The sequence below is a fragment of the Aurantimonas manganoxydans SI85-9A1 genome (genome assembly GCF_000153465.1).
Taxonomy (GTDB): Bacteria; Pseudomonadota; Alphaproteobacteria; order Rhizobiales; family Rhizobiaceae; genus Aurantimonas; species Aurantimonas manganoxydans.
In genome coordinates, this window is record NZ_CH672387.1 from 3,401,573 (window position 1) to 3,424,198 (window position 22,626).

General features: G+C 64.7%; 23 protein-coding genes and 1 tRNA gene. 8 read left to right on the top strand and 16 right to left on the bottom strand.

What is annotated here, in order from left to right; all coding sequences use genetic code 11:
- Positions 1-23: 23 nt before the first annotated feature.
- Together SI859A1_RS16045 and SI859A1_RS16050 are read left to right on the top strand one after the other, a co-directional pair.
- Positions 24-932 (top strand): LysR family transcriptional regulator, encoded by a 909-nt coding sequence (locus SI859A1_RS16045; RefSeq protein ID WP_009210753.1) that lies wholly within the window; start codon positions 24-26, stop codon positions 930-932.
- 301 nt (positions 933-1,233) lie between these two features.
- Positions 1,234-1,512, top strand: coding sequence for a hypothetical protein (locus SI859A1_RS16050; protein WP_040325916.1), 279 nt, complete (start codon positions 1,234-1,236; stop codon positions 1,510-1,512).
- Positions 1,513-1,939: 427 nt separating this feature from the next.
- On the opposite strand, the gene SI859A1_RS21060 is transcribed toward SI859A1_RS16050, so the two are convergent.
- The 10 genes from SI859A1_RS21060 to SI859A1_RS16090 form a co-directional block, all read right to left on the bottom strand.
- Positions 1,940-2,488 (bottom strand): type II toxin-antitoxin system VapC family toxin, encoded by a 549-nt coding sequence (locus SI859A1_RS21060; protein WP_081451422.1) that lies wholly within the window; start codon positions 2,486-2,488, stop codon positions 1,940-1,942.
- Positions 2,472-3,329: a hypothetical protein gene (locus SI859A1_RS21525; protein ID WP_009210754.1), complete on the bottom strand. Its 858-nt coding sequence runs from the start codon at positions 3,327-3,329 to the stop codon at positions 2,472-2,474. The genes SI859A1_RS21060 and SI859A1_RS21525 overlap by 17 nt, the downstream gene beginning before the upstream one ends.
- 81 nt (positions 3,330-3,410) lie before the next feature.
- A complete protein-coding gene (locus SI859A1_RS16055; RefSeq protein WP_040325917.1) occupies positions 3,411-4,292 on the bottom strand; it encodes a 3-hydroxybutyryl-CoA dehydrogenase in 882 nt (293 codons plus the stop codon).
- 79 nt (positions 4,293-4,371) lie between these two features.
- Positions 4,372-5,301, bottom strand: coding sequence for an electron transfer flavoprotein subunit alpha/FixB family protein (locus SI859A1_RS16060; protein ID WP_040325918.1), 930 nt, complete (start codon positions 5,299-5,301; stop codon positions 4,372-4,374).
- Positions 5,302-5,384: 83 nt separating this feature from the next.
- Positions 5,385-6,134, bottom strand: coding sequence for an electron transfer flavoprotein subunit beta/FixA family protein (locus tag SI859A1_RS16065; RefSeq protein ID WP_009210757.1), 750 nt, complete (start codon positions 6,132-6,134; stop codon positions 5,385-5,387).
- A 200-nt stretch (positions 6,135-6,334) separates the two neighbouring features.
- Positions 6,335-7,072, bottom strand: coding sequence for a rhomboid family intramembrane serine protease (locus SI859A1_RS16070; protein WP_040325919.1), 738 nt, complete (start codon positions 7,070-7,072; stop codon positions 6,335-6,337).
- Between the two features lie 248 nt (positions 7,073-7,320).
- On the bottom strand, positions 7,321-7,893 hold the full coding sequence (locus SI859A1_RS16075) for a cob(I)yrinic acid a,c-diamide adenosyltransferase (RefSeq protein ID WP_009210759.1): 573 nt from the start codon (positions 7,891-7,893) through the stop codon (positions 7,321-7,323).
- A gap of 188 nt (positions 7,894-8,081) precedes the next feature.
- Positions 8,082-9,599, bottom strand: a complete 1,518-nt coding sequence (locus SI859A1_RS21065) for an alpha/beta hydrolase (RefSeq protein WP_009210760.1) — start codon at positions 9,597-9,599, stop codon at positions 8,082-8,084.
- An 891-nt stretch (positions 9,600-10,490) separates the two neighbouring features.
- The gene (locus SI859A1_RS16085) at positions 10,491-10,679 is read right to left on the bottom strand and encodes a twin transmembrane helix small protein (protein WP_040325920.1); all 189 of its coding nucleotides are present in this window, start codon (positions 10,677-10,679) and stop codon (positions 10,491-10,493) included.
- A 139-nt stretch (positions 10,680-10,818) separates the two neighbouring features.
- Positions 10,819-11,709: a DMT family transporter gene (locus tag SI859A1_RS16090; protein WP_244401038.1), complete on the bottom strand. Its 891-nt coding sequence runs from the start codon at positions 11,707-11,709 to the stop codon at positions 10,819-10,821.
- Positions 11,710-11,869: 160 nt separating this feature from the next.
- Here SI859A1_RS16090 and SI859A1_RS16095 point away from each other — a divergent pair, with 160 nt between their 5' ends.
- Entirely contained in the window at positions 11,870-12,832 is a 963-nt protein-coding gene (locus SI859A1_RS16095; RefSeq protein ID WP_009210763.1) for an AEC family transporter, read from the top strand.
- On the opposite strand, the gene gluQRS is transcribed toward SI859A1_RS16095, so the two are convergent.
- On the bottom strand, positions 12,804-13,736 hold the full coding sequence (gene gluQRS, locus SI859A1_RS16100) for a tRNA glutamyl-Q(34) synthetase GluQRS (RefSeq protein WP_009210764.1): 933 nt from the start codon (positions 13,734-13,736) through the stop codon (positions 12,804-12,806). The two genes, SI859A1_RS16095 and gluQRS, sit on opposite strands and share 29 nt — an antisense overlap.
- 74 nt (positions 13,737-13,810) lie before the next feature.
- On the opposite strand from gluQRS, the gene SI859A1_RS16105 reads away from it, so the two are divergent.
- The 3 genes from SI859A1_RS16105 to SI859A1_RS16115 all read left to right on the top strand — a co-directional run bounded on the left by SI859A1_RS16105 (position 13,811) and on the right by SI859A1_RS16115 (position 16,592).
- Positions 13,811-14,482, top strand: coding sequence for a DNA-3-methyladenine glycosylase family protein (locus tag SI859A1_RS16105; RefSeq protein ID WP_009210765.1), 672 nt, complete (start codon positions 13,811-13,813; stop codon positions 14,480-14,482).
- Between the two features lie 178 nt (positions 14,483-14,660).
- Entirely contained in the window at positions 14,661-15,221 is a 561-nt protein-coding gene (locus SI859A1_RS16110) for an HNH endonuclease (protein ID WP_009210766.1), read from the top strand.
- Between the two features lie 156 nt (positions 15,222-15,377).
- Positions 15,378-16,592: a DUF3095 domain-containing protein gene (locus SI859A1_RS16115; protein WP_050767563.1), complete on the top strand. Its 1,215-nt coding sequence runs from the start codon at positions 15,378-15,380 to the stop codon at positions 16,590-16,592.
- Here SI859A1_RS16115 and SI859A1_RS16120 read toward each other — a convergent pair.
- From SI859A1_RS16120 to SI859A1_RS16130, 3 genes are read right to left on the bottom strand one after another with little or no spacing between them, the layout of a single operon-like run.
- Positions 16,585-17,490: an AEC family transporter gene (locus SI859A1_RS16120; RefSeq protein WP_009210768.1), complete on the bottom strand. Its 906-nt coding sequence runs from the start codon at positions 17,488-17,490 to the stop codon at positions 16,585-16,587. The genes SI859A1_RS16115 and SI859A1_RS16120 overlap by 8 nt on opposite strands.
- 46 nt (positions 17,491-17,536) lie before the next feature.
- Positions 17,537-18,070, bottom strand: coding sequence for a disulfide bond formation protein B (locus SI859A1_RS16125; protein WP_009210769.1), 534 nt, complete (start codon positions 18,068-18,070; stop codon positions 17,537-17,539).
- Positions 18,071-18,081: 11 nt separating this feature from the next.
- Entirely contained in the window at positions 18,082-18,663 is a 582-nt protein-coding gene (locus SI859A1_RS16130) for a YqaA family protein (RefSeq protein WP_040325921.1), read from the bottom strand.
- Positions 18,664-18,817: 154 nt separating this feature from the next.
- On the opposite strand from SI859A1_RS16130, the gene SI859A1_RS16135 reads away from it, so the two are divergent.
- Positions 18,818-18,902: transfer RNA gene (locus SI859A1_RS16135), tRNA-Leu, on the top strand.
- Positions 18,903-18,928: 26 nt separating this feature from the next.
- A complete protein-coding gene (locus SI859A1_RS16140; protein ID WP_009210771.1) occupies positions 18,929-20,581 on the top strand; it encodes an AMP-binding protein in 1,653 nt (550 codons plus the stop codon).
- 7 nt (positions 20,582-20,588) lie between these two features.
- Here SI859A1_RS16140 and SI859A1_RS16145 read toward each other — a convergent pair whose 3' ends face one another.
- Both SI859A1_RS16145 and SI859A1_RS16150 read right to left on the bottom strand, forming a co-directional pair.
- Positions 20,589-21,866 carry a GNAT family N-acetyltransferase gene (locus SI859A1_RS16145; RefSeq protein ID WP_009210772.1) on the bottom strand — a complete coding sequence of 426 codons (1,278 nt, stop codon included), beginning with the start codon at positions 21,864-21,866 and terminating at the stop codon, positions 20,589-20,591.
- 128 nt (positions 21,867-21,994) lie between these two features.
- Positions 21,995-22,546, bottom strand: coding sequence for a DUF924 family protein (locus tag SI859A1_RS16150; RefSeq protein ID WP_009210773.1), 552 nt, complete (start codon positions 22,544-22,546; stop codon positions 21,995-21,997).
- Positions 22,547-22,626 lie beyond the last annotated feature (80 nt).

Consider the following 22,626-nt stretch of genomic DNA (forward strand, 5'->3'; position numbering starts at 1 on the left):
ACATTCAGGACTTCACGTCACAAATGCCACGCCCCGACGCCAATCGCTTTGCCGAGATGGAGGTGTTCGCCACGGTGGTCGAGCGCGGCGGCTTCTCGGCGGCGGCGCGGGTCTCGGGCATGTCGGCCTCGGCGGTCTCCAAGCTCGTCGCGCGCCTGGAAGCGCGGCTCGGCACGCGGCTTGTCCATCGCACCACCCGGCGGTTCCAGCTGACGCCGGAGGGCCAGGGCTTCTACGACCGGGCCGTGGCGATCCTCGCCGATCTCTCCGACGCAGAACGGGCGGCCGGTGCCGGCGAACGGCCCGCCGGGCGCGTGCGGCTCAATTCCAGCGCCTCCTATATCAGCCATGTCCTGGCGCCGATCCTGCCGGATTTCCTCGCCCGCTATCCCGAGATCGGCCTCGACATCGTGCAGACCGATCAGGTCGTCGACCTCGTCGCCGAGCGCACCGACATCGCCATCCGCGCCGGCCCCATGCCGAGTTCCAACCTGATGGCGCGCAAGCTCGGCCAGACGCGCATGATGATCGTCGCCGCGCCCGGCTGGGTGGCCCGGCACGGCCTGCCGCGCACGATCGCGGAGCTGGAAGCGCACGAACGGCTGGGCTTCGGCTATGCGCGGGCGATGAAGGGCTGGCCGCTCAGGAGCGACGCCGGCGAGGCGGTCACCCTGCCGACGCTTGGCCGGGTCCAGATCAATGACGGCGAAGGCCTGCGGCGCCTGGCGCTCGCCGGCGTCGGACCGGCGCGGCTGGCGGCCTTCACCATCCGCGCCGACATCGCCGAAGGCCGGTTGGTGCCGCTCCTCGAAGACGCCAATCCGGGCGACGAGGAAGCATTTCACGCCGTCTTCATCGGCCAGTCCGCCAGCCTCCCCGCCCGCGCCCGCGCCCTGCTCGACTTCCTCGCCGAACACGGACAGGTCAGCTGAGCGACGAACGGCGCTGACACGGCCCTCCGCCGGGATGCCATGGGCGTGTTCAACGAACTGAAGCGCGCGGCGTCACCTTAGGCCTGCCGATCTCCCTCGTCGTCGGCCCCCACGGCTGCGCCCGCGCCGCCATCAACGGCCCGGCCGAATGGGCTCGCCAGGCGCAATCCGGCTGATCGTCGCGGTGAAGGCCAGCGGGGGGGACAGTTTGATCTAAAGCATATCGCATCGAGGCGGTATTCCACCTCACACATCACACGGAAATCGGGTAGAGTTAGCACTCCACAACGGGAGGGTGCGGATGGCCTTCAATCTTTTTATCGCCTACGACTTGCACACGCCGGGGCAGAACTATGATGAGGTGCGAACCCGCATCAAAGACTTGGGACAGTGGCACCAGTTCCAGCTATCCCTTTTCTACGTCAACACCACCTATGATCCCGTAGCGGCTTACAACCACATCATCGCTGTGATGGACGGCAACGACAAACTCGCGGTTGTCGACGCCGCAGGCGGGGTGGTCACCACTTGGGATCGCCCTCCCATCGACGCGATAAACGCCATCTGGACCCAGCGATAGACTGAATCGTGCCCCGTTTCCGTCACGTTGAATGGAAAGCATGGCTCTCTCCACCAAGAAGCCCGGCTATCAAGCTGCGCTTGCTGCGAAGGAAGGTAAAAAGTTGAAAAGAGAAACGCCGTGGGTTTGCCCACACTGCCACTATACTCCGCTGGTAGCCCGCGAAAATCGAGGCGCGCTATTTTACGACGACCGTGACGTCATGGGTCTATGTCCGATTCTACAGGAACAAGCGGCGACTAACAAACCGAGAAAGTGTCCTCACTTAGATTCAATTGCAGATAGACGACTGATTTGGGGCTAGCGTTTAGTCGTCTTATCCGTCTCGTCTTTCGCCGGCGGTGCCTTCGCGATCCGCTTTAGCGTTGCGTCGAATCACTCTGCGTCGTCATCTGTTTTCAGTTCGCGAGCTGCCTCGCGGAATTTATCAGTCTACCTTTTGAGCTTTGGCAACTTCGGGCTCCCGTATGTCCTTTTTCCCGGCGAAGAGAGCCCCGTCGGTCAGGTTATCTGGAATGCATATCTTGAGAAAATCTCCGTCGTCGCGTTTTATCTGACCATCCAGATGCAGTAGGTCAGATCCATCATAGGTGTGAATTTCGTCCAAGTTCCACAGAATAGCTGAGGCTAGATGGATCGCATCAGTCGGCTTCTTTAATAGTTCATGCGTTCGCGCCAACGTTTTTGCAAGACGCGCAACTTCCGTATCGACCTGAATTTTTTTAACAAAACTCTGATCAAACATATTGTCGATTAATGCATCATGCTCGGGCAGAAGGTGGCTTAGTTTCTTTTCGCACCTCGTCTTATAGACTTCAGCTAATGACAAAGTGCTGGTCCATATTTGGACCTCTCCTCGCTCTGCCATCTTCCAGACAATTTCGAGCTCCCGAAGCTTTCTGGACTCCTTACTAACAAGGCCTAGCCAAGCGCACGCATCCCAATAAACATTGCGCACCTTAGCCAAGCTTGCCATCCCAGAAATCGCTTAAGTGCTCATTCGGTGATCGACCTTCTGTTAAATCGATATTCCGAATATCAGATAGCCGAACCGGGGCCGGCTGAATGTCGTGAATCTTAGTCGCTCTAATACGACTGATCTGGCCCAGCTTATTGTAGAATATCTGCCCTCGGATTCTTACTCTTTTTCCAGTCCAAACTTCTGACCAATTATGTGTTGGCCCCGCATCTCTTGCAGCTTCCTCTGATAAAACACAGGGGATCACAGTGAGAGATTTTCGCTCTTTGACATAAAGGGCTGGCTGAGAATAATAGGTTTTCGCTTCAGAAACGTTCGCCTCGATCGATCCCCATTCCTCGCGGCTAAGATCAATGTCGTCAAATTGACTCTGCAGCTCTCGAAGCTCCAAAGCATTAAGACCAGAGCGAGCGGTCTTTTCTACGATCACCGGACGAGGCAGGTCATTATATGCGTCAATTGTAGTACGTCCAACGCCATTTAAATTTCGGCGCAAGAAGGATTTAGCTAAAGAAGCCTTTTCGAAAATCCAGTCATCCGCCGTACCGTTGGATAAGCGGTTCATGCCTTCCACAAACCGTCTCTTTCCGCGATGAGCGATCGGCCCTGCTTCGATAGAAGGATCAACGGAGTAAGCTTCAGCCGTCGCCGTAGCCGGACTGTTTTTGGACATCGCGACTAGGCGCCATTTAACAGCTTCTCCGCCCTGCTCCTCGCAGATAGCTGCAGTTACTAAGTCGAAGGCGTCGATAAATTGGCGCAGAGCATCGTTTACCGTAAGAGGGCCATCCTCTCCGATGTTCGACTCCACCTGGACGGTTAAGCGCTCGACCGTCATTGAACCTCCGACGCCAAAGCTAGCACGGATGCTTTGGGTTGTGCATCAGCTTCACCGTCGCCTCTTAGATATGAGGTGCTGCTACCGCGTCGGGACCGGCGTCTCGCCGCGATAGTCGTAGAAGCCGCGGCCGGCCTTGCGGCCGAGCCAGCCCGCCTCGACATATTTCACCAGCAGCGGACAGGGCCGGTATTTCGAATCCGCCAGCCCGTCATGCAGCACCTGCATGATCGACAGGCAGGTATCGAGGCCGATGAAGTCGGCGAGCTGCAGCGGGCCCATCGGATGGTTGGCGCCCAGCTTCATGGCGGTGTCGATGGATTCGACCGAGCCGACGCCCTCGTAGAGGACGTAGATCGCCTCGTTGATCATCGGCAGGAGGATGCGGTTGACGATGAAGGCCGGGAAATCCTCCGAGACGCTGATCGTCTTGTCGAGGGCGGTGACGTAGTGGCGCGCCGATTCGAAGGTCGCGTCCTCGGTGGCGATGCCGCGCACCAGCTCGACCAGCTTCATCACCGGCACCGGGTTCATGAAGTGGATGCCCATGAACCGCTCGGGGCGGTCGGTGGCCGAGGCGAGCCGGGTGATGGAGATCGACGAGGTGTTGGTGGCCAGGATCGCGCCGGGCGCCAGATGAGGGCAGATCTCGCGGTAGATCTTGCGCTTGACCGTTTCGTCCTCGGTCGCCGCCTCGATGACGAGATCGGCGGTGCCGAGCGCCGCCGTGTCGGTGGTGGTGGCGATCCGCGCCATCGCCGCGTCGCGGTCGGCCTCTGTGATCTTCTGGGAGGCGAGCTGGCGGTCGAGGGTGGCGGCGATCTTGTCGCGGCCGGCGCTGGTGCGGTCCTCGGCGATGTCGTAGAGCGTCACGCCGTAGCCGGCGAGGGCCGAGACATGGGCGATGCCGGAGCCCATCTGCCCCGCGCCGACGATGCCAACGTGCTTGATACTGTCCGCCATCTCGCCTTCGCTCACCTTCGATGTTGCGTCGCGAACCTAGCGGCGGCGCGCGGCTTCGTCAAAGCCGCGCGCCGGACGCTCAGAGCTTGTCCTTCAGCTCGGGCAGGATCTGGAACAGATCGCCGACGAGGCCGTAATCGGCGACCTGGAAGATCGGCGCTTCCTCGTCCTTGTTGATGGCGACGATGATCTTGGAATCCTTCATGCCGGCCAGATGCTGGATGGCGCCGGAAATGCCGACGGCGATGTAGAGATCGGGCGCCACGACCTTGCCGGTCTGGCCGACCTGCCAGTCGTTCGGCGCGTAGCCGGCATCGACCGCCGCGCGCGAGGCGCCGATCGCCGCGCCGAGCTTGTCGGCGACGGGCAGCAGCACCTCGTCGAACTTCTCCTTGGAGCCCAGCGCGCGGCCACCCGACAGGATGATCTTGGCGCTGGTCAGCTCCGGCCGCTCGCTGTGGGCGAGCTTTTCCTCGACGAAGGTCGACAGGCCCGGATCGCCGGCCGCGTCCACCGCCTCGACGGCGGCCGAACCGCCGCTGCCGGCGGCCTGGAAGCCCGAGGTGCGCACGGTGATCACCTTCTTGGCGTCGCTCGACTTCACCGTCTGGATGGCGTTGCCGGCATAGATCGGCCGCTGGAAGGTGTCGGCGCCCTCGACGGCGACGACGTCGGAGATCTGCATCACGTCGAGCAGCGCGGCGATGCGCGGCGCGACGTTCTTGCCGGCGGTGGTGGCCGGCGCGACGATGGCGTCGTAGCCCTCGGCGAGCCTGACGACGAGGTCGGCCAGAGGCTCGGCGAGGCCGTGGGCATAGGCGTCTGCATCGGCATGCAGCACCTTGGCGACGCCGTCGAGCTGGCCGGCGGCCTCGGCGACGGCGGCAGAGCTTGAACCGGCGACCAGCACATGCACGTCACCGCCCATCTGGGCGGCGGCGGTCAGCGCCTTGGCGGTCTGCTCGGACAGGGTCTGGTTGTCGTGTTCGGCGATGAGAAGCGTGGTCATGATCGCGGGTCTCCCTGGCATCCGGCGGTCGCCTGCGCGTTCCGCGCGCGGCCGGCCGGCATCCAATCCTTCAAGGCGCGTGCTCAGAGCACGCCGGCTTCGTTCTTCAGCTTGTCGACCAGTTCGTCGACGCTGGCGACCTTGACGCCGGCCTCGCGCTTGCCCGGCTCGGCGGTCTTCAGGATCTCAAGCCGCGGCGTGATGTCGACGCCGTAATCGTCCGGCGACTTCTCCTCGAGCGGCTTCTTCTTGGCCTTCATGATGTTCGGCAGCGAGGCGTAGCGCGGCTCGTTGAGGCGCAGATCGGTGGTCACGATCGCCGGCATCTTCAGCGCCACGGTCTGCAGGCCGCCGTCGACCTCGCGGGTCACGGTCGCCTTGCCGTCGGTCAGCTCGATCTTGTTGGCGAAGGTGCCCTGGCTCCAGCCGAGCAGCGCCGCCAGCATCTGGCCGGTCTGATTGCAGTCGTCGTCGATCGCCTGCTTGCCGAGAATGACGAGGTCCGGGCTCTCGGCCTCGACCACGCCCTTGAGGATCTTGGCGACGGCCAGAGGCTCGGTCGGCTGGTCGGTCTTGACCAGGATGCCGCGGTCGGCGCCCATGGCCAGCGCGGTGCGGATCGTCTCCTGCGCCTGCTGCGGGCCGACGGACACCGCGACGATCTCCGTCACCGTGCCGGCTTCCTTCAGGCGGATCGCCTCCTCGACGGCGATCTCGTCGAAGGGGTTCATGCTCATCTTGACGTTGGCGAGGTCGACGCCCGTGCCGTCCGGCTTGACCCGGATCTTCACGTTGTAGTCGACGACGCGCTTGACTGCGACGAGAACCTTCATCGGTCGTGTCTCTCCCTTTGTGGGCGCCGAGCGCCCGAAAGCCTCATGTCCTGCCCGGCCCGGCTGCCGCCTGTAGCTGTCAGCGCGCAGGCGACCGGAGCCGATTGGCCGCGAGATATCTGACTTTTACGTAATGGTCAAAGTTTCGCGGTCCCGTAGCGGCCTTGTGCGGTTCCCGCGCCGATCTTGCAAGTGCCGGGTCACGATGGCCCGGTGTCGCCTGCCTCCAGTTCCACCGCCCGCGGCGTCTGGATCTGGCGGTCGAACAGCACCACGCCGCGCCGGCGCAACACCAGCGTCAGCGCCGCCCCGGCCAGGATGCCGCCGGCATGGGCGGCATAGGACACGTCCTCGGCGCCCGACGCGAACAGCACGAACTGCAGGCCGATCCACACCATCAGCAGCAGCCAGGCCGGCAGGTTCAACGGGATGCGTCCGAAGGCCAGCACCCAGACCCAGACCCTTGGATGCAGCATCAGATAGGCCGCCGCGACGCCCGACACCGCCCCGGACGCGCCGATCAGCGTCGCCTCCGAGCCCGGAAACATCAGCGCATGCAGCCCCGCCCCCGCCGCCGCGCAGGCGAGGTAGAAGACGAGGAACTTTACATGGCCGAAGGCGTCCTCGACATTGTCGCCGAACACCCAGAGGAACAGCATGTTGCCGCCGATATGCCAGATGTCGAGATGCAGGAAGGAATAGGTCAGGAAGTTCAGCCAGCCCGGCACCGCCACATAGGCCGGCGGCAGCTCGGCATAGCCGTTCACCACCGCCGGGATGAAGCCGTAGGAGATCTCGAAGGCCGACAGGAACGCCCCGGTCTCGCCGCTCGCCTTGGCGAACAGATAGACCAGCGCATTGGCCGCGATCAGCCCCACCGTCACATACTGGAAGCGGATATGACGCAGGCGGTTGGCGTCGTAGAAGGGGACGAACACGGCAGACCTTTCAGGCTTTGGGCCGAGGGCGTTTGGCCGGAGGCTTTTGGCCGAACTTTTGGCCGAGGAACTTCTGGCCCGGCTCTTGGCCGAAGGCTTTCGACCCTGGCGCTCTTGGCCGGGCTCCCCGGCCAAAGCGCAAGCCGAAACCTCCGCCCCCGCGACGGCCTGCGACCCCCTGTCACCACCGCCGGATGCCGGGCCGCGGAACCTCCCGGCCGCACGGCCCGCGCGGCGATCCCGACGCCTCAGCGGCTGGCGCCGGGCACCCACAGAACATCCGCCTTGCCGTCGTCATTGGCAATGCGACCGGCGACGAACAGATGGTCGGACAGGCGGTTGACGTAGCGCAGCGCGACCTCGGCGACCGTCTCGCCGTCCTTCTTCGCCAGCGCGACCATCAGCCGCTCGGCCCGCCGCGCCACGGTGCGGGCATGGTGCAGATGGGTGGCGGCGGGCGAGCCGGCCGGCAGCACGAAGCTCTTCAGCGGCGCCAGCCGCCCGTTCATGGCGTCGATCTCGCGCTCCAGCGCGTCGACCTGCGAGGCGACGATCTTCAGCGGCTCGTAGGGCAAGGGCTCGCCGGTCTCCGGCGTCGCCAGTTCCGCGCCGAGATCGAACAATTCGTTCTGGATGCGCGCCAGCATGGCGTCGAGCTCGCCCTCGGCATGCAGCCGCACCATCCCGAGAACGGCGTTGAGCTCGTCGATCGTGCCGTAGGTCTCGACCCGCAGATCACTCTTCAACCGCCGCTCGCCACTGCCGAGCCCCGTCTCCCCGGCATCGCCGGTGCGCGTGTAGATCTTGTTCAGCTTGACCATGATGTCTCCGGTTTGGCGACATCATAGGGGATAGGGCGGCGGGGGACAGGGGTGGGATGAGGACAACATCAATACGGCTTCACATTATGGTCGCGAACCATTTACCCCCATCTATAGCTTCGTTGCGTTAAAGCGCGCGTCTTTGAAAAAGGATATATTTCCCCGTATCTGCAGCGCGCTACCCGCCATTAGTCTCGCAGCCTCCAATGGGCGGACCCACCGATTATCGCCGGCTCTACTGAAAATCTATTCTCTGGCGCAGATGAATATTTTATGAGTTGAAATATATCGTTTAGTATTGGTTTAGCGCTGGCTACGTAGCCATGCCCCCACCCCAAAGGCTCCGTTCTTCCGACATCAATCGTATCAATCTGGTTGAACAAGAAAATTGGCGGCAGCAAGCCGACCCGAGCGTAACTGTGAAGCCAGCCCGAGGCGGACAACGCAAAATCGCTTTTGCAGATGTATGAGGTTGTGCGACCGGAGTTTAGAACCACATGATGTGCGAGGTTCAACATTACATCTTGATCTACATCCGCTGCCGCTAAAATAATCTGATTTATCTTCTTCAATTGGCTTGGTTTTTTGTATCCAATAATTTCCAGCGCCCCCGTCACACAACGACACCCCATACTATGGGCTATAATGTTAACGCCGATGTCGCCAACGTTTTCTATGTACTCTAGGATATAGTCGGCCAGCTTGTATTTGCTTGCCTCTACGGTCGCCTCATCGGAAGCATACCCGTTAATGGTTCCTTTCGATGGCCAACTGAACAAGCTAACCCCACGTTCCAAGCCGAGATCAAATCCGATCTGGGCCGCCCAGAGAATTGCGCTTTCGAAATCAGTGTTGTATCCATGTATCAATATGGTCGGAGGCGATGATATTTTAGATCGAGAAAAATTTTCCCGGACAATTTGCCAATGAAGTTCCCCGTCGAGGGAAACGAGCTTCCTGATCTTCAACCTATCATCACCCTTGTATAGTCTCTTCCAGAAGGGTGACCCAATCGATCCAACCTTGTGAGACTTTGGGACAAAAACTTGGCAAGATCCATAGTGCAGCGTATCGCTACGGTCACATCCGAACGAGATATCCGCGGACATCGGAATTATATTTCGGTTTGTCGCGTAGACGACATGGTAGGTAGGTTCCCTTATCTCCGGCGCCCTCCTCCGCAACTGCGTCCATGCGAGACTTCCGTACTCTGAAACGTATGCGTCGGATGGGGTGACTTGTTCAATGGTTTCTAGAACTTGAACTCTTTGGGGCGCCGGTATTGTTAGTGGCTCCACGGATGCTCCCGCGAAGTTTGCGCCCTCCAATTGTGCATCGCGAAAATCTGCGCCGTAAAAATCTGCGCTTGAGAACTCAGCACCAAGAGCGATGACGCGCGAAAGATTCGCTCTGTTGAACTTCGCATTCCGAAAATGCGCCTGAGTCAGGTCGGCGCCTGAAAGATTCGCGCCTGAGAACTTGGATCTTGAGAAATCAAGACCGGAAAGGTTCGCCCCTTGCAAGTCGGCATCCGAGAAATTAAAATTCTTAAAGAAGCCTGAGTCTCTGTCCGGAATTAGCCAATCCAGAATAGCCTCGTTAAAGTCTAGATTTGAGAGATCTGGTTTGAATTTGACAACTCTACGTCGATGATTCCAAGATACATTACCGTCTTTAAGCCACTCAACATGCTCTGCTTTTGCCATCCCGTACTCCTAATTCATTGTATCACTGTATATGCTTGACCTGAACGCCGAGATGGCAACGAAGGACACTGACACGACGGATTATTCGAATTCTGTATCACGATTCCCTGTTTCGCTGCAAAAATGGCGGAATGGTTGGCTCACATTCTACAGGGATACACTTTCCGGAGACCAGTGCGCCGCCATGTTTCAATGCAAGTCTCAAGGAGGTTTGCAGATAAACTGGATTCAGCAACGTCCGAAAATAGATTTTTAGCATTGCTATCCTACAGAGAGGCATCTGGCTACCTGTTATTTGCAGCCGATGAGCGATACTCAGATAATCATCGAACATGGCCGGGTCTTGCACATGCGGGAAATTTCGCGCTGTGTAAACAGCATCGACCTGGTGTGCTGAATCCAACCAAGCAGTTACAGAATATTAACGTTATCCCCATCCCCCACCCCTCCCCCATACTGCCCTGACCGCTGGCCCGCGGAACGGGCGCGAATGATCACCGGGATCGTTCGGGGGCTGGCGGGCGGCGTCCGCGACGGGGCTTCTTCCGGAGAAGCCCCGGCCCGGACGGCCCTTCGCACCGCCGGACCGTCCTCCATTACGAGGGGGCTGCGGAACGGTCCGCTTGAGCGCCTCAGGGCGTGAAGAGCCGGCAGCCACGGATCGCCCTTGCGGGTCCCGTGCCGAAGGGTTGCTCAAGACGCCGCGCGGGATGCCGGAGGCGAACCGCATGACATTAAACCGTCGAGGGGTTCGCCTCCGGCGTCCCGTTGCCTGCTCCATCCCTTCGGCCCGTTCGGGCGCGAGGCCGCGGCCGCATGGGCGCGTGGCGGCACCGGCCGGGGCGAGTGCGCCCGTCCGGGGATTGCTGCATGGCGATGATGCGGGAGCGGCTAGCGGGCGAGCAGCAGCACGCCGACGATGAGGATCACGGCGACGCCCTGCAGCATGACGCGGGCGCGCATCAGCTTCTGCGAGCGATTGCCATCGCCGCCCTTCATCATGTTGAACAGGCCGGCGACGAGGACGCCCGCCGTCACGATCATGACGGCCAGCGCGAGATAGGTGAGGAAGTCGGACATGCCGGCCCTTGTGGCGGTTCGGTTGGCGGGTGTGCGGGTCTCATATAGGCATGCCGCCCGCCGAGGCGAAGGGCGGCCGCCCCGGCGAAGGGTCGCAGTCTCGGTTCGGGCGCGTCGGGCCGGGCGCGCCTCAGGCGCCTCAGACGCTCTTGGAAATGGCGCGGGCCCGCCCGCCGCGCGTGGCGGCGGCGACGCCGACGCCGGCCAGCACCAGCCCGGCCAGCTGGATCGCCGTCAGCGTCTCGCCGAACAGCAGCCAGGCCGTCACCGCGGTGACGCCCGGCACCAGGTACATCAGCGAGGCGACCGAGGAGACCGCGCCCTCGCGGATCAGGAACAGCAGCAGGAACACCGCGCCGATCGACAGGACGATGGTCAGCCAGGCCAGCGCGAAGACCAGTTCGCCCGACCATGTGACGTCCATGGTCTCGACGGTCATGGCGAGGATCAGCGTCGGCACCAAGGCGCCGAGATATTGCAGGGCGGTGCCGGTGCGCAGGTCCACACCGCCGACGAAGCGTTTCTGCCAGACCGAGCCGACCGAGATGGCGATCGCCGACAGGAACACCGGGCCCAGCGTCAACACGCCATAGGCGCCGTCGCCGTCGAGCTTGGGCAGGATCACCAGCGCCACGCCGACAAGGCCGAGGCCGAGACCCATGATGTGGCGCGGCTTGACCCGTTCGCCGAGGAAGCTGGCGGCCAGGATGGTCGTCAGGATCGGCTGCAGCCCGACGATCAGCGCCGCGATGCCGGCGTTCAGGCCATGGCGGACGGCGAAGAACACGCCGCCGAGATACACGCCGTGGATCAGGCTGCCGGCGATCATCGCGTGCATGGCCGGCCAGCGGCCCGGCCAGGGCGCCCGCATGGCGACCACCAGCGTGCCGAGGATCGCCAGCGCCAGCGCATAGCGCAGGCTCAGAAAGGTGAAGGGCTCGGCATAGGGCATCGCATAGCGCGCGCCGATGAAGCCGGTCGACCACAGCAGGACGAAGACGACCGGAAAGAATGGAAGCAGCCTTTGCACGGGCGGGTCGGCCTTCTTGTCATGGGGATCGGCCACTGGTTAGCAGGGCCACGGCCGCGCCGAAAGGCGGAACCGTCAGCCGGGATGACGAAATCGCGCCGGCGGTGTTTGCGCTCGCGCGCCAGGGCGGCTATCGCGGAGCGAACCCGCGCGGTGGCCCATGCAAACGATCTTCGACGTCATCGTGCCGATCTTCAGCCTGATCGTCATCGGTTTTCTCTTCGCCAGGGCCGGCCTGCTGTCGGAGGCGACCGGCGAGGCGCTGGCGCGCTTCGTCTTCGTCGTCGCCGTGCCGATCCTGTTGTTCCGCACGCTGGCGACCGCCCGCTTCGGCGACGCCAATCCGCTGGCGCTCTGGGCGGCCTATTTCGGCGGCGTCGCGATCACCTGGACGGCCGGCACGCTGCTGGTCCGCCGCCTGTCCGGCTCGGACCGGCGCACCGGCGCCATCGCCGGCATCGCGGCGAGCTTCGCCAACACCATCTTCATCGCCATCCCGACCCTGCAGCGCGCCTATGGCGACGCCGGGCTCGAGCCGCTGCTGGTCATCGTGTCGATCCACCTGCCGGTGATGATGATCGCCTCGACGCTGCTGATCGAGCGCGCCGCGCTGCTCGACGCGCGCGACAGCGACGGTGCGTCGGCGGAGGCGATCCCCCTTGCCGCGACGATGAAGCGGGTGGCCCGCAACCTCGCCACCAACGCCATCGTCATCGGCATTCTCGCGGGTCTCGCCTGGCGCGGCACCGGGCTGCGGCTGGGATCGCATCTCGACGAGATCACCGGGCTTCTCGGCAGCACCGCCGGTCCGCTGGCGCTGTTCTCGCTGGGCATGTCGCTGACCCGCTACGGGCTGCGCGGCGAACTCGTCGCGTCCGGCGTGGTGGCGGTGCTGTCGCTCGTCGTCATGCCGGCCATCGTCTACGCCATCGGCAGCCAGCTCGGCCTGCCGCCGCTCTGGTTGAAGGGCGCGGTCCTGACTGCGGCCGCGCCCGCCGGCGTCAACGCCTATCTCTTCGCCGTCTATTTCCGCTCCGGCGAGAAATTCGCCTCGTCGACGCTCTTCGTCTCGACGGTGCTGTCGGTCGTCACCCTCAGCCTCTGGCTGACGATTCTCGGCTGAGGCTCCCCGCCGGCGGCGCGGCCGGCAGGCCGACCATGCGGCGAATGTCCTCGGCGCCGAGCCCGGCCTCGCGCAAGGCGCGGATCGCGGTGTCGCCGGCGCTTTTCGACAGCTTGCGCCCGTCGGGCCCCAGGATCAGCTCGTGATGGTGATAGCGCGGCACCGGCAGGCCGAGCAGCGCCTGCAGAAGGCGGTGGATGCTGGTCGCCGGGAACAGGTCGCGACCGCGCACCACATGGGTCACGCCCTGCACCGCGTCGTCGACCACCACAGACAGATGATAGCTCGTCGGCGTCTCCATGCGGCCGAGCACCACGTCGCCCCATTCCAGCGGCTTCGCCACGACCTCGCCGCCGCCCGCCTCGGGGGCCAAGCCGGTTTCCGCGAAGGTCAGCGTGCCGAGCATGGCGACCGCCTTGGCCGTATCGAGCCGCCAGGCAAAGCGCTCGCCGTCGCGCATTTTGCGCTCGCGCTGGCGGCTCGACAGGTCGCGATCAAGCGCCGGATACAGCGGCGCCCCGTCCGGATCGCGCGGCCAGCGCGTGCCCTCGTCGTCCTCGTAGCGCTGGGCAAAGGCCCGAATCTCGCCCCGCGACATGAAGCCCGGATAGATCAGCTCGGCATCGGCCAGCGCTTCCAGCGCGGCGGCGTAGTCGGCAAAATGCTCCGACTGGCGGCGCGGGGCCACGTCCCAGTCGACGCCGAGAAAGGTCAGGTCGTCTTCGATCTGGCGTTCATATTCGCGGGTGCAGCGGGCCTGGTCGATATCCTCGATGCGCAGCAGGAACTCACCGCCCGCTTCCCGCGCCATCCGGTGATTGACCAGCACCGAATAGGCATGGCCGAGATGCAGCTCGCCATTCGGGCTCGGGGCAAAGCGGAAAACGGCTGGCGCTGGCTGCATCGAATCGGCTTCCTCTCATCTGGCGCGACTTCTACGGTCGCTTCTGGCAAGCACCATGATAGACGGGCGAGACCATGCGGCCGCAGGATGAGCCAGGCAAGGCGGGGATCATTCGCAGCGACGCCGATGTCGCAGCGGGGCTGACCGCGCTGCTGCGGGCCGATCCGCGGCTTGGCGCCATTGCCGCGGTCGCCGGGCCGCTGCCGCTGCGCCGCAATCCCGGCGGCCTGCCGGGCCTTGCCCGCATCATCGTCTCCCAGCAGGTGTCCCGCGCCAGCGCCGAGGCGATCTTCGCCCGGCTGGAGAGCGCGTTCGATATCGCCGATCCGCAGGCTTTCCTGACGGCGGACGACGCGGCCTACCGCCGGGCCGGCCTGTCACGTCCCAAGCAGCGGACGATGCGGGCCGTCGCCGAAGCGGTGCATGGCGGCGCTCTCGACTTCACCCGGGTGGACGCTGCCCCGGCCGCCGCCGCGATCGCCGAGCTGGTCGCGGTCAGCGGCATCGGCCCCTGGACGGCCGAATGCTACCTCCTGTTCTGCGCCGGCCATCCCGACATCTTCCCGTCGGGCGACCTTGCGCTGCAGGTCGCCCTCGCCCACGCCTTCGGACACGACATCCGCCCAAGCGCCCGGCAATCGGCCGAGCTCGCCCTGCCCTGGGCGCCGTGGCGCTCGGTCGCAGCGCGGCTGTTCTGGGCCTATTACGCGGCGATCACCCGGCGCGAGGCGGCGCCCGCCAGCTGACGTAACGCGCTGCGGCATTTATCCACAGATCTTCCGTCGCGTCCGCCGGCAAGGGGCTGCAATGCCGGCCGGACGGCGCCGCCATCCCCTGCGTGACGAGGCTTCACAAACCCGACACGATGGCGCACGATACTCGCACCAGCTTGGTTTTTCTCGATGGGAGGTAGGAAGACTACCTGTGACGATCGCGGTTACTCAGGACTTATCCCCAACCCTCGTTCTGAACGCCGATTTCCGGCCGCTCAGCTATTATCCTCTGTCCCTCTGGTCCTGGCAGGACGCGGTGAAGGCGGTGTTTCTCGACAGGGTGACCATCCTCGCCGAATACGATCGCGCGGTGCACAGCCCGACCTATTCGATGCGCCTGCCCTCGGTCGTCTGCCTCAAGACCTACATCAAGCCGGCACGCTATCCGGCCTTCACCCGCTTCAACGTCTTCCTGCGCGACCGCTTCCAGTGCCAGTATTGTGGCTCGCCCCACGAACTCACCTTCGACCACGTCATTCCGCGTTCGCGCGGCGGTCTGACCACCTGGGAAAACGTCGTGGCGGCCTGTTCGCCCTGCAATCTGAAAAAGGGCGGCCTGATGCCGAAAGCCGCCCGGATGTTCCCCCACCAGACGCCCTTCCAGCCGAGCGTCCACGACCTGCACAATAATGGCCGGCTGTTCCCCCCGAACTTCCTGCACGAGAGCTGGCTCGACTATCTCTACTGGGATTCCGAGCTCGATCCCGAATAGTGCGCTTGCCGGCGACTGCGCACGGCCGCGGCGCCCATCGTTCGCGGCCACGTCGTCACGCGGTTTTGCGCACGCGGTCGTGGACGGCTCTGGACACCGCGCCCTAGATAATTGCCTGACGGGCAGCAGCCCCGTGGTAAGGGGCAAGGTATCGGAATGGACGCGACGGGACCAGACGACGGCTGCACAGCGTCCACCGACCTTGCGTTCTACGAAGCCCTTCCCGTTTCCAGCAGCATTCTCGGCCTCGGCGATGCCAGCGCCTATCGCCCGCTCCCCGCAGACTGGGTCGTCGGCGTCGCCGACATCGTGCGCTCGACCGACGCCGTCAGCTCGGGCGGCTACAAGCGCGTGAACACCGTCGCCGCGGCGGTGATCGCGGCGGTGGCGAACGGCCTTCACGGTCGCGAATTTCCCTTCGTCTTCGGCGGCGATGGTGCCGGCTTCGCCCTGCCCGCCGCACACGCCGAGACCGGCAGGGCCGCGCTCGCATCCGTCGCGGGCTGGGCGCAAAGCGCCTTCGACCTGTCCTTGCGGGTGGCGATGGTGCCGGTCGCGACCATCCGTAACAACGGCCACGACGTGCAGATCGCCCGCTTCGCCCCCTCGCCCGACGTGTCCTATGCGATGTTCGCCGGCGGTGGGCTCGCCTGGGCCGAACGGCGGATGAAGGCCGGGGCATTCCGGATCGTACCGGAAGACGGGGCGACGGCCCGTCCGGACCTCGCCGGCCTGTCCTGCCGCTTTTCCCAGATTCCGGCGCGCAAAGACCTCATCCTGTCGGTGGTTCTGTTGCCGAGACCGGAGGCGTCGACCGAAGCCTTCGCGGATCTTGCCCGCGACATCCTGGAGCTCGGCGTCGAAGAGGGGCACGACGGCAATCCCGTGCCGCCGGAAGGGCCGGAACTGCACTGGCCACCAGCAGGATTGCCCATCGAGGCGGAGGTGCGCAAGGCAATGACCGGGCTGCCGCTCTGGGCCTCCCGCCTCTCCGTCGGCCTCCGTACGCTGCTGTCGCATCTCAGCTTCGTGACCGGTACGCGGGTCGGGGCCTTCGATCCGGCGCGCTACCGCTCGGAACTGGCGCGCAACAGCGACTTCCGCAAGTTCGACGACGGCTTGCGCATGACCCTCGACTGCACCGCCGCGGTGGCGGATCGGATCGAGGCGCGGCTGCGCGATGCCCGCGCTGCGGGGCTCGCGCGGACCGGAACGCACCGTCAGGCCGCGGCGCTGATGACCTGCTTCGTCCCGTCCGCAAGTCGCAGTGACCACGTCCATTTCGTCGACGGGGCGGCAGGCGGCTATGCGGCGGCGGCGGCCATGGCCACGGCCGACATGGCCGGCAGCACCGCCGGCCATGTCAGATGAGCAGCGCCAGGACCAGCGGAAGGCTGGCGGCGGCAAGCAGCGTCTGCAATGTCACCAGTCCCGCCATCAGCGTCGCGTCGCCCTTCAGCTGGTTCGTCAGCACGTAGGACGTCGGCGCGGTCGGCAAAGCGAAGAAGATCACCAGAAGCGCGCCATCGAGGGGCGGCAGCGCCATCAGCCAAGCGACCGCGAAGGCCAGCAGCGGCATGGCGATCAGTCGTGCCAGGCTGTTGGCGGTCAGAATCGTCGTCTCGGCCCGCGCGGCCTTCAACTTGAGGGCAGCCCCCACGCAAAGCAGGCCGAGCGGCAGGCTGGCCGCGGCCAGGAGCCCGAGCAGCCGATCGATACCGAAGGGCATGCCGAGGCCGAGCGCCGCCACGACCGCGCCGGCGAGGCAGGCGAGGATCAGCGGATTGCGGAGGACCGGCATGACCAGTTCGCGCGCGCTGGTATGGCGCTCCGATGTCAGCGCGATCACCGAGAGGACGTTCACCGTCGGGACCATGACCGCGAGGATGACCGCAGCGCGGGCCAGCCCGTCGGGACCATAGAGGCTCGCGACCATGGCGAGGCCGAGATAGGTATTGAACCGGGTGATGCCCTGGACGATCGGCCCGTAGCGCGCGGCGGGCCAAGCGAAGACCCGGCGCAAGGCGAGCATGACCAGCGACGCGGCGGCCAGCACCGCGAAGATCGCGCCGGCCAGCTTGAGGATCGACGGATCGGCCAGAGGTGCGTTGGCGAGACTGGAAAACAGCAGCGCCGGAAACAGCACGAAGTAGTTCAGCTTCTCGGCGGCCGGCCAGAAGCCCTCGCCGGGAAAGCCGGAGCGGCGGAAGCCCAGCCCCGCCACGATCAGGGCAAAGAGCGGCCACAGGGTGAGGAACAGCGTCGACATGCTTCGCTTTCAGGGGAGCGCCGGTCCGCCAGGCCCGGCGGATGCTTCAGGCGAAGCGATCGGCCTTGGCAACCGCGCTGCGCAGCGCGACGGCGGCAAAGAGGGCCGAGGCGATGGCGTTCCAGCCGGCGAAGGACAGGCCGAGGAAGCGTCCCGCCGCTTCGTCGCAGGAGGGCGGCCGGATGGCGTCGATCGCCGACAGGAGGTCGCCGCCGCCCAGGTCACCGCCGCCGACCTGAGCGCAGTCCGTCGGGCCGGGCCAGTAGCCCCATTCGACACCGGCATGGAAGACGCCGAGATACAGCGACACCAGCATGATCACGCCGATCGCCAGGAGAAGCAGCCGGGTCAGGAGCGCCGGTGCGCGGCCCGCAGCCGCCACGAAGGCGACCAGCGCCAGCGGGATCGCCACATAGTAGGGAATGCGCTGCTGCAGGCACAGCGCACAGGGAATGTAGCCGCCGACATACTGGAACAGCAGCGCCGTGCCGACCGTGATCGCGGTCCCGGCGAGGAGGAAGCCGGAAGCCAGCGTCTGTCGAAAGCCGGTCGGGCGCTGGAAGCGGTCAGTCAGTGCCATGCCATCATCCGTTACATCATATAGCGAACGGCGACGAAGCCACCGAACAGAAGGATTATGAAGAGAGTGAAGAGCAGCCCGAGATTCTTCTCGATGAAGCCCTGGATCGGAGCGCCGAAGCGCTGCAACAGCCAGGCCACGAAGAAGAAACGGAGGCTGCGACCGACAATCGAGACGATCGTGAAAGTGATGAGGTTCAGCCCAGTGACGCCGGAGAAGATGGTCAGCACCTTATAGGGAAACGGTGTCAGCGCAGCGAAGAGCACGGCCCAGCCGCCCCAGGCGTTGTAGCGGGCGCTGAGTTCGGTGAAGGCGTCGGCCTTGCCATAGATCTCCAGAATGGGCTGGCCGATCAGGTCGAAGAACAGGGCGCCGATGGCATAGCCGAGAAACGCGCCCAGCACCGATGCGACGGTGCAGATGAGCCCGATCCGCACCCATCTGCGTGGCCGGGCGATGACCATCGGAATCAGCAGCGCATCCGGCGGGATCGGGAAAACGGAGCTTTCGATGAAAGAGACGGCGGCCAGGCCGCGCTCGGCATGGCGGGTCGCGGCAAGCGACATGACCCAGTCATAGAGGCGGCGGAGCATGGCGGATGTCCGTGGAAGCAAAACGGGGCTGGCCCTGTCGCCCGCATAGGACGATCGGCAGGCGAACGCAACGGACAGCGAAAGCCGACGCACGGACCATTGACCCGAAGGGCGCCGCGGCTATAGTCCGCCAACGAACGGATCTGAACCGTTCGCCCCTGTGGCGGAATTGGTAGACGCGCGCGACTCAAAATCGCGTTCCGCAAGGAGTGCTGGTTCGATCCCGGCCAGGGGCACCAATGTTCCGGCACAGTCTCGGAACGCCATGACGACCACCGACACCCCCTACGATCTTCTGTATTCCGGGTTCCACTGGGACTTGCCGGCCAGGTTCAACATCGCCGAGGCCTGTGCCGATGCCTGGGCCCGCGACGCAGCGGACCGGATCTGCCTGATCGAGGATCGCGGTGCCGAGCCGGCACTGACGATGAGCTATGGCGAGTTGGCGCGGCGCTCGTCGCGGCTGGCCGCGGCCTTCGCAGCGCGCGGCGTGAAGCGCGGCGACCGGGTGGCGATCGTCCTGCCGCAGAGCTTCGAGACGGTGATCGTCCACCTGGCGGTCTACCGCCTCGGCGCCATCGCCGTGCCGCTGGCGCTGCGTTTCGGACCCGAGGCTCTGGAGTTCCGCCTGCGTGCCTGTAGTGCGAAGCTGGTGGTGATCGATGCGAGCGGACTGTCGGTCCTGGCGGAGATCACTGGGGCCCTACCCGACCTCACTGACATCGTCACCGTCGGGCAAGCGCGAGGCGATCTGCCCGAACTGGGCGACCTCGAACGCGCGGCGGCGGGCGTGGTACCGATCGCCGAGACCACACCGGACGATCCGGCGATGATCATCTTCACTTCCGGCACCACCGGCTCCCCGAAGGGAGCCCTGCACGGGCACCGGGTGCTTCTCGGCCACCTGCCGGGCATGCGCTTTCACCATGAGAACATGCCACAGGCCGGAGACCGGATATGGACGCCCGCCGACTGGGCGTGGGCCGGCGGCCTGCTCAACGCGCTGCTCCCGTCCCTGCTGCTCGGCGTACCCGTCGTTTATTCCCGCGCACGCTTCGACCCAGCCGCGGCCTTCGCGCTGATGGCCCGGCAGAAGGTGCGCAACGCGTTCCTGCCGGCGACGGCGCTGCGGATGATGAAGGGCGCTGCAAATGCGCAGGCGCTCGCCGGGCTCGATTTGCGCACGGTCGGCTCGGCCGGCGAGACGCTGCCCGCCGACACCTTCGCCTGGGCGCGTGACGTTCTCGGCGTCACCGTCAACGAATTCTACGGCCAGACCGAGTGCAATATGGTGTTGGGATCGGCGGCTGCCTTCGGCGTCTCCCGCGCCGGCGCCATCGGCAAGCCGGTGCCCGGCCACAAGGTGGCGATCGTCGATGCCGATGGCCGCGAAGTGCCACGCGGGGTCACCGGCACGATCGCGATTGCCGCGCCCGACCCGGTCATGTTTCTCGGCTACTGGCAAAACCCGAAGGCGACGAGCGAGAAATTTCGCGGCGACTGGCTCCTGACCGGCGATCAGGGACAGATGGACGCGGACGGCTATGTCGAGTTCGTCGGGCGCGACGACGACATCATCACCTCCGCCGGCTACCGGATCGGACCGGGAGAGGTCGAGAATTGCCTGCTCGCCCATCCGGCCGTGCACATGGCGGCCGTCGTGGGAAAGCCGGATCCGCTGCGCACCGAGATCGTAAAGGCCTATATCGTGCCCGCTGCCGGCCACGCGCCCAGCGAGGACCTCGCCCGTACGATCCAGCTCCATGTGCGCGAGCGCCTGTCAGCCCACGAATATCCGCGCGAAATCGCCTTCGTCGAGGCCATGCCGCTGACGACCAGCGGAAAGATCGTGCGACGCGAATTCCGCGATCGTGCCGCGCGCGAGGCGGAGGAGGCGGCGAAGGCGAGCGCAGCCTGAAGGCCGGTCAGCGGAAGGACAGCATCCCCTGCACGCGCTGCCGCATGATGCGCGCGAGGTTGCGCGAGCGGCGCATGGAGGCCAGCCCCCGGGCAACCTTGTCGACGCGCGCCCCGGTCTGCGGGGTCAGGCCGACGACGATCGTGCCAACCACAATGCGATCAGGCCAGAAGCGGTTCATCACGAAATGGTCGGGGACGGTGCAGGAATCGGCACGCTCGACGGCGGGATCGGCGAGCAATGCCCGCGTCGCGGCCGCGACGATCTGCTGGCCCGGAGACGTGGCGGCGAAAGCCTCGTCATAAGCGGTCTTCCACGTGTAGGCTTGGCCGCGATCGACGAGCACGACGAGACTCGCCACGGGGCGACTGCCTGTCTTCAACGTATAGATCCTGACCCGGTCGTCCTGTGCGAGCGCGTTGATCGCCTCGCGGGCGAAGGCGGACCGGTAGCGGTCTATGATCAGCGCGGTCCGCGCGCGGCCCTTCCATCCGCTTGCCTCGAGCGAGAAGAAATCCTCCAGCGCCAGCCGCACGTCATCAGGTTGCCGGGCGGTCTCCAGCAAGACCGGACCGGTCGCCGCCAGACGACGGGTCTGGCGGGCGAGTTCCCGGCGGCGGCGGCCAGACAGCGGGCTTGGCCGCACGGTGTCGGCGCTCTTGACCAGCGCTGCGCGGGACACGCGGTTGGCGACGGCCGTCGGCAGACCGGCTTTTGCAGCGGCGGCGAGCAGCGTCGTGGCCATCGGTCCGTCGATGCGCACGTCCGGAATGACGAGCACGTCGGGGAGGCCGAGTTCGGCGGCGGTCAGGGTGGAGAGGAAATTCGAGAGCGTGCCGGCAGGATCGTCACCGTCCACCGGCAGCGTTCCCAGGGGACCAAAGGGATGTGTCCAGGCGCGGATCGTCGCGACGCCACCGATAAAGGCCGACCGTTCGACCGAGAATGGCATCAGCAAGCGAAGCCGGCTGCGGCTGCCCTTCTCGTCGCGCACGACCATGAGACGCACCTTGCGGTCGTCGAGACGCGGCATGGCCGGTGCGAGAAACTGCGGGTCGAAAAATACATTGGGTTCGATCGCGCGCCGCGACAGATGAGCCAGTTCGTCGATCAGGCCGAAAACCGCATTCGGTGCATAGATCGACAAATGGCGCGAGACGCGGCCGAACGGAACCGTCAGATCGAGCTCGGGGGTCGCATTCACCGCGCCCTCGTACAGCGGCACGCCCGAGGCCATCGGCGGGAGTCCGCCGATGAGATCACTCATCGAGGGTTTGGCTACCATGGGTCACCTTCAGCAGCCCCTGCCTGATCCGCTGGCCACGCATCATGCGTAGTCGGCTACAAAGTAGCGGGAGGGGCTTAACAAGGCATATGCCGAGGACTTTAAAAAAGTACGGACTTCACCCGTGATCAGCCGGAAAATCCCCCGGAGGCGAGAAACTCGAGCTCTTCGGGGGTGGATTGGCGCCCCAGGATGGCATTTCGGTGCGGAAACCGGCCGAAACGCGCGATGATGTCGCGATGCTCGGCAGCGGCCTTGCGGTTGCCCGTCCCGCCGATGGTTTCCATCCACTCCACGCAGGCTTCCTGATCCGCAAGATTCTCCGAATGCATCAGCGGCATCGCGAGGAAAGCGTTCAGATCCTCTCCCACGATCCGGTCGTCGCCGCGGGCAAGCGCCGTTCGGGCGATCGCCAGCGCCTTGGCATCGGTGGCAAAGGCCTGCGGCGAATTGCGGAAGATGTTGCGCGGAAACTGGTCCAGCAGAATAACAAGCGCCAAGGCCCCGGTCGGCTCTTCGATCCAGGCATCGCGTTCGCCCGCTGCCGCCTGCTCGTAGATGTCGCCGAAACGCTGCCGGATCGTCGCATCGAAGGCATCGCTCTTGGCGAACCACCGCTCAGGTCCGGCGTCTCGCCAGAAATCGACGATGATCTGGGGATCGATCGCATAGTCGCTCATGTCGGACCTTCATTGCGGGGATGGGGGTTCAGGCACCGCCACCAGATAGGATCGAGGCAACTGCGAAAGAAGATCGGACC

Coding starts and splice junctions, on each gene's coding strand:
- gluQRS (WP_009210764.1), bottom strand. CDS start 13,736: ATGCAGCCAGCGCCAGCCGTTTTCCGCTTTGCCCCGAGCCCGAATGGC.
- SI859A1_RS21525 (WP_009210754.1), bottom strand. CDS start 3,329: ATGACGGTCGAGCGCTTAACCGTCCAGGTGGAGTCGAACATCGGAGAG.
- SI859A1_RS16120 (WP_009210768.1), bottom strand. CDS start 17,490: ATGTCGACGCTGTTCCTCACCCTGTGGCCGCTCTTTGCCCTGATCGTG.
- SI859A1_RS16045 (WP_009210753.1), top strand. CDS start 24: ATGCCACGCCCCGACGCCAATCGCTTTGCCGAGATGGAGGTGTTCGCC.
- SI859A1_RS21060 (WP_081451422.1), bottom strand. CDS start 2,488: ATGGCAAGCTTGGCTAAGGTGCGCAATGTTTATTGGGATGCGTGCGCT.
- SI859A1_RS16115 (WP_050767563.1), top strand. CDS start 15,378: ATGGACGCGACGGGACCAGACGACGGCTGCACAGCGTCCACCGACCTT.
- SI859A1_RS16095 (WP_009210763.1), top strand. CDS start 11,870: ATGCAAACGATCTTCGACGTCATCGTGCCGATCTTCAGCCTGATCGTC.
- SI859A1_RS16130 (WP_040325921.1), bottom strand. CDS start 18,663: ATGCTCCGCCGCCTCTATGACTGGGTCATGTCGCTTGCCGCGACCCGC.
- SI859A1_RS21065 (WP_009210760.1), bottom strand. CDS start 9,599: ATGGCAAAAGCAGAGCATGTTGAGTGGCTTAAAGACGGTAATGTATCT.
- SI859A1_RS16055 (WP_040325917.1), bottom strand. CDS start 4,292: ATGGCGGACAGTATCAAGCACGTTGGCATCGTCGGCGCGGGGCAGATG.
- SI859A1_RS16060 (WP_040325918.1), bottom strand. CDS start 5,301: ATGACCACGCTTCTCATCGCCGAACACGACAACCAGACCCTGTCCGAG.
- SI859A1_RS16125 (WP_009210769.1), bottom strand. CDS start 18,070: ATGGCACTGACTGACCGCTTCCAGCGCCCGACCGGCTTTCGACAGACG.
- SI859A1_RS16150 (WP_009210773.1), bottom strand. CDS start 22,546: ATGAGCGACTATGCGATCGATCCCCAGATCATCGTCGATTTCTGGCGA.
- SI859A1_RS16105 (WP_009210765.1), top strand. CDS start 13,811: ATGCGGCCGCAGGATGAGCCAGGCAAGGCGGGGATCATTCGCAGCGAC.
- SI859A1_RS16085 (WP_040325920.1), bottom strand. CDS start 10,679: ATGTCCGACTTCCTCACCTATCTCGCGCTGGCCGTCATGATCGTGACG.
- SI859A1_RS16075 (WP_009210759.1), bottom strand. CDS start 7,893: ATGGTCAAGCTGAACAAGATCTACACGCGCACCGGCGATGCCGGGGAG.
- SI859A1_RS16145 (WP_009210772.1), bottom strand. CDS start 21,866: ATGGTAGCCAAACCCTCGATGAGTGATCTCATCGGCGGACTCCCGCCG.
- SI859A1_RS16050 (WP_040325916.1), top strand. CDS start 1,234: ATGGCCTTCAATCTTTTTATCGCCTACGACTTGCACACGCCGGGGCAG.
- SI859A1_RS16065 (WP_009210757.1), bottom strand. CDS start 6,134: ATGAAGGTTCTCGTCGCAGTCAAGCGCGTCGTCGACTACAACGTGAAG.
- SI859A1_RS16140 (WP_009210771.1), top strand. CDS start 18,929: ATGACGACCACCGACACCCCCTACGATCTTCTGTATTCCGGGTTCCAC.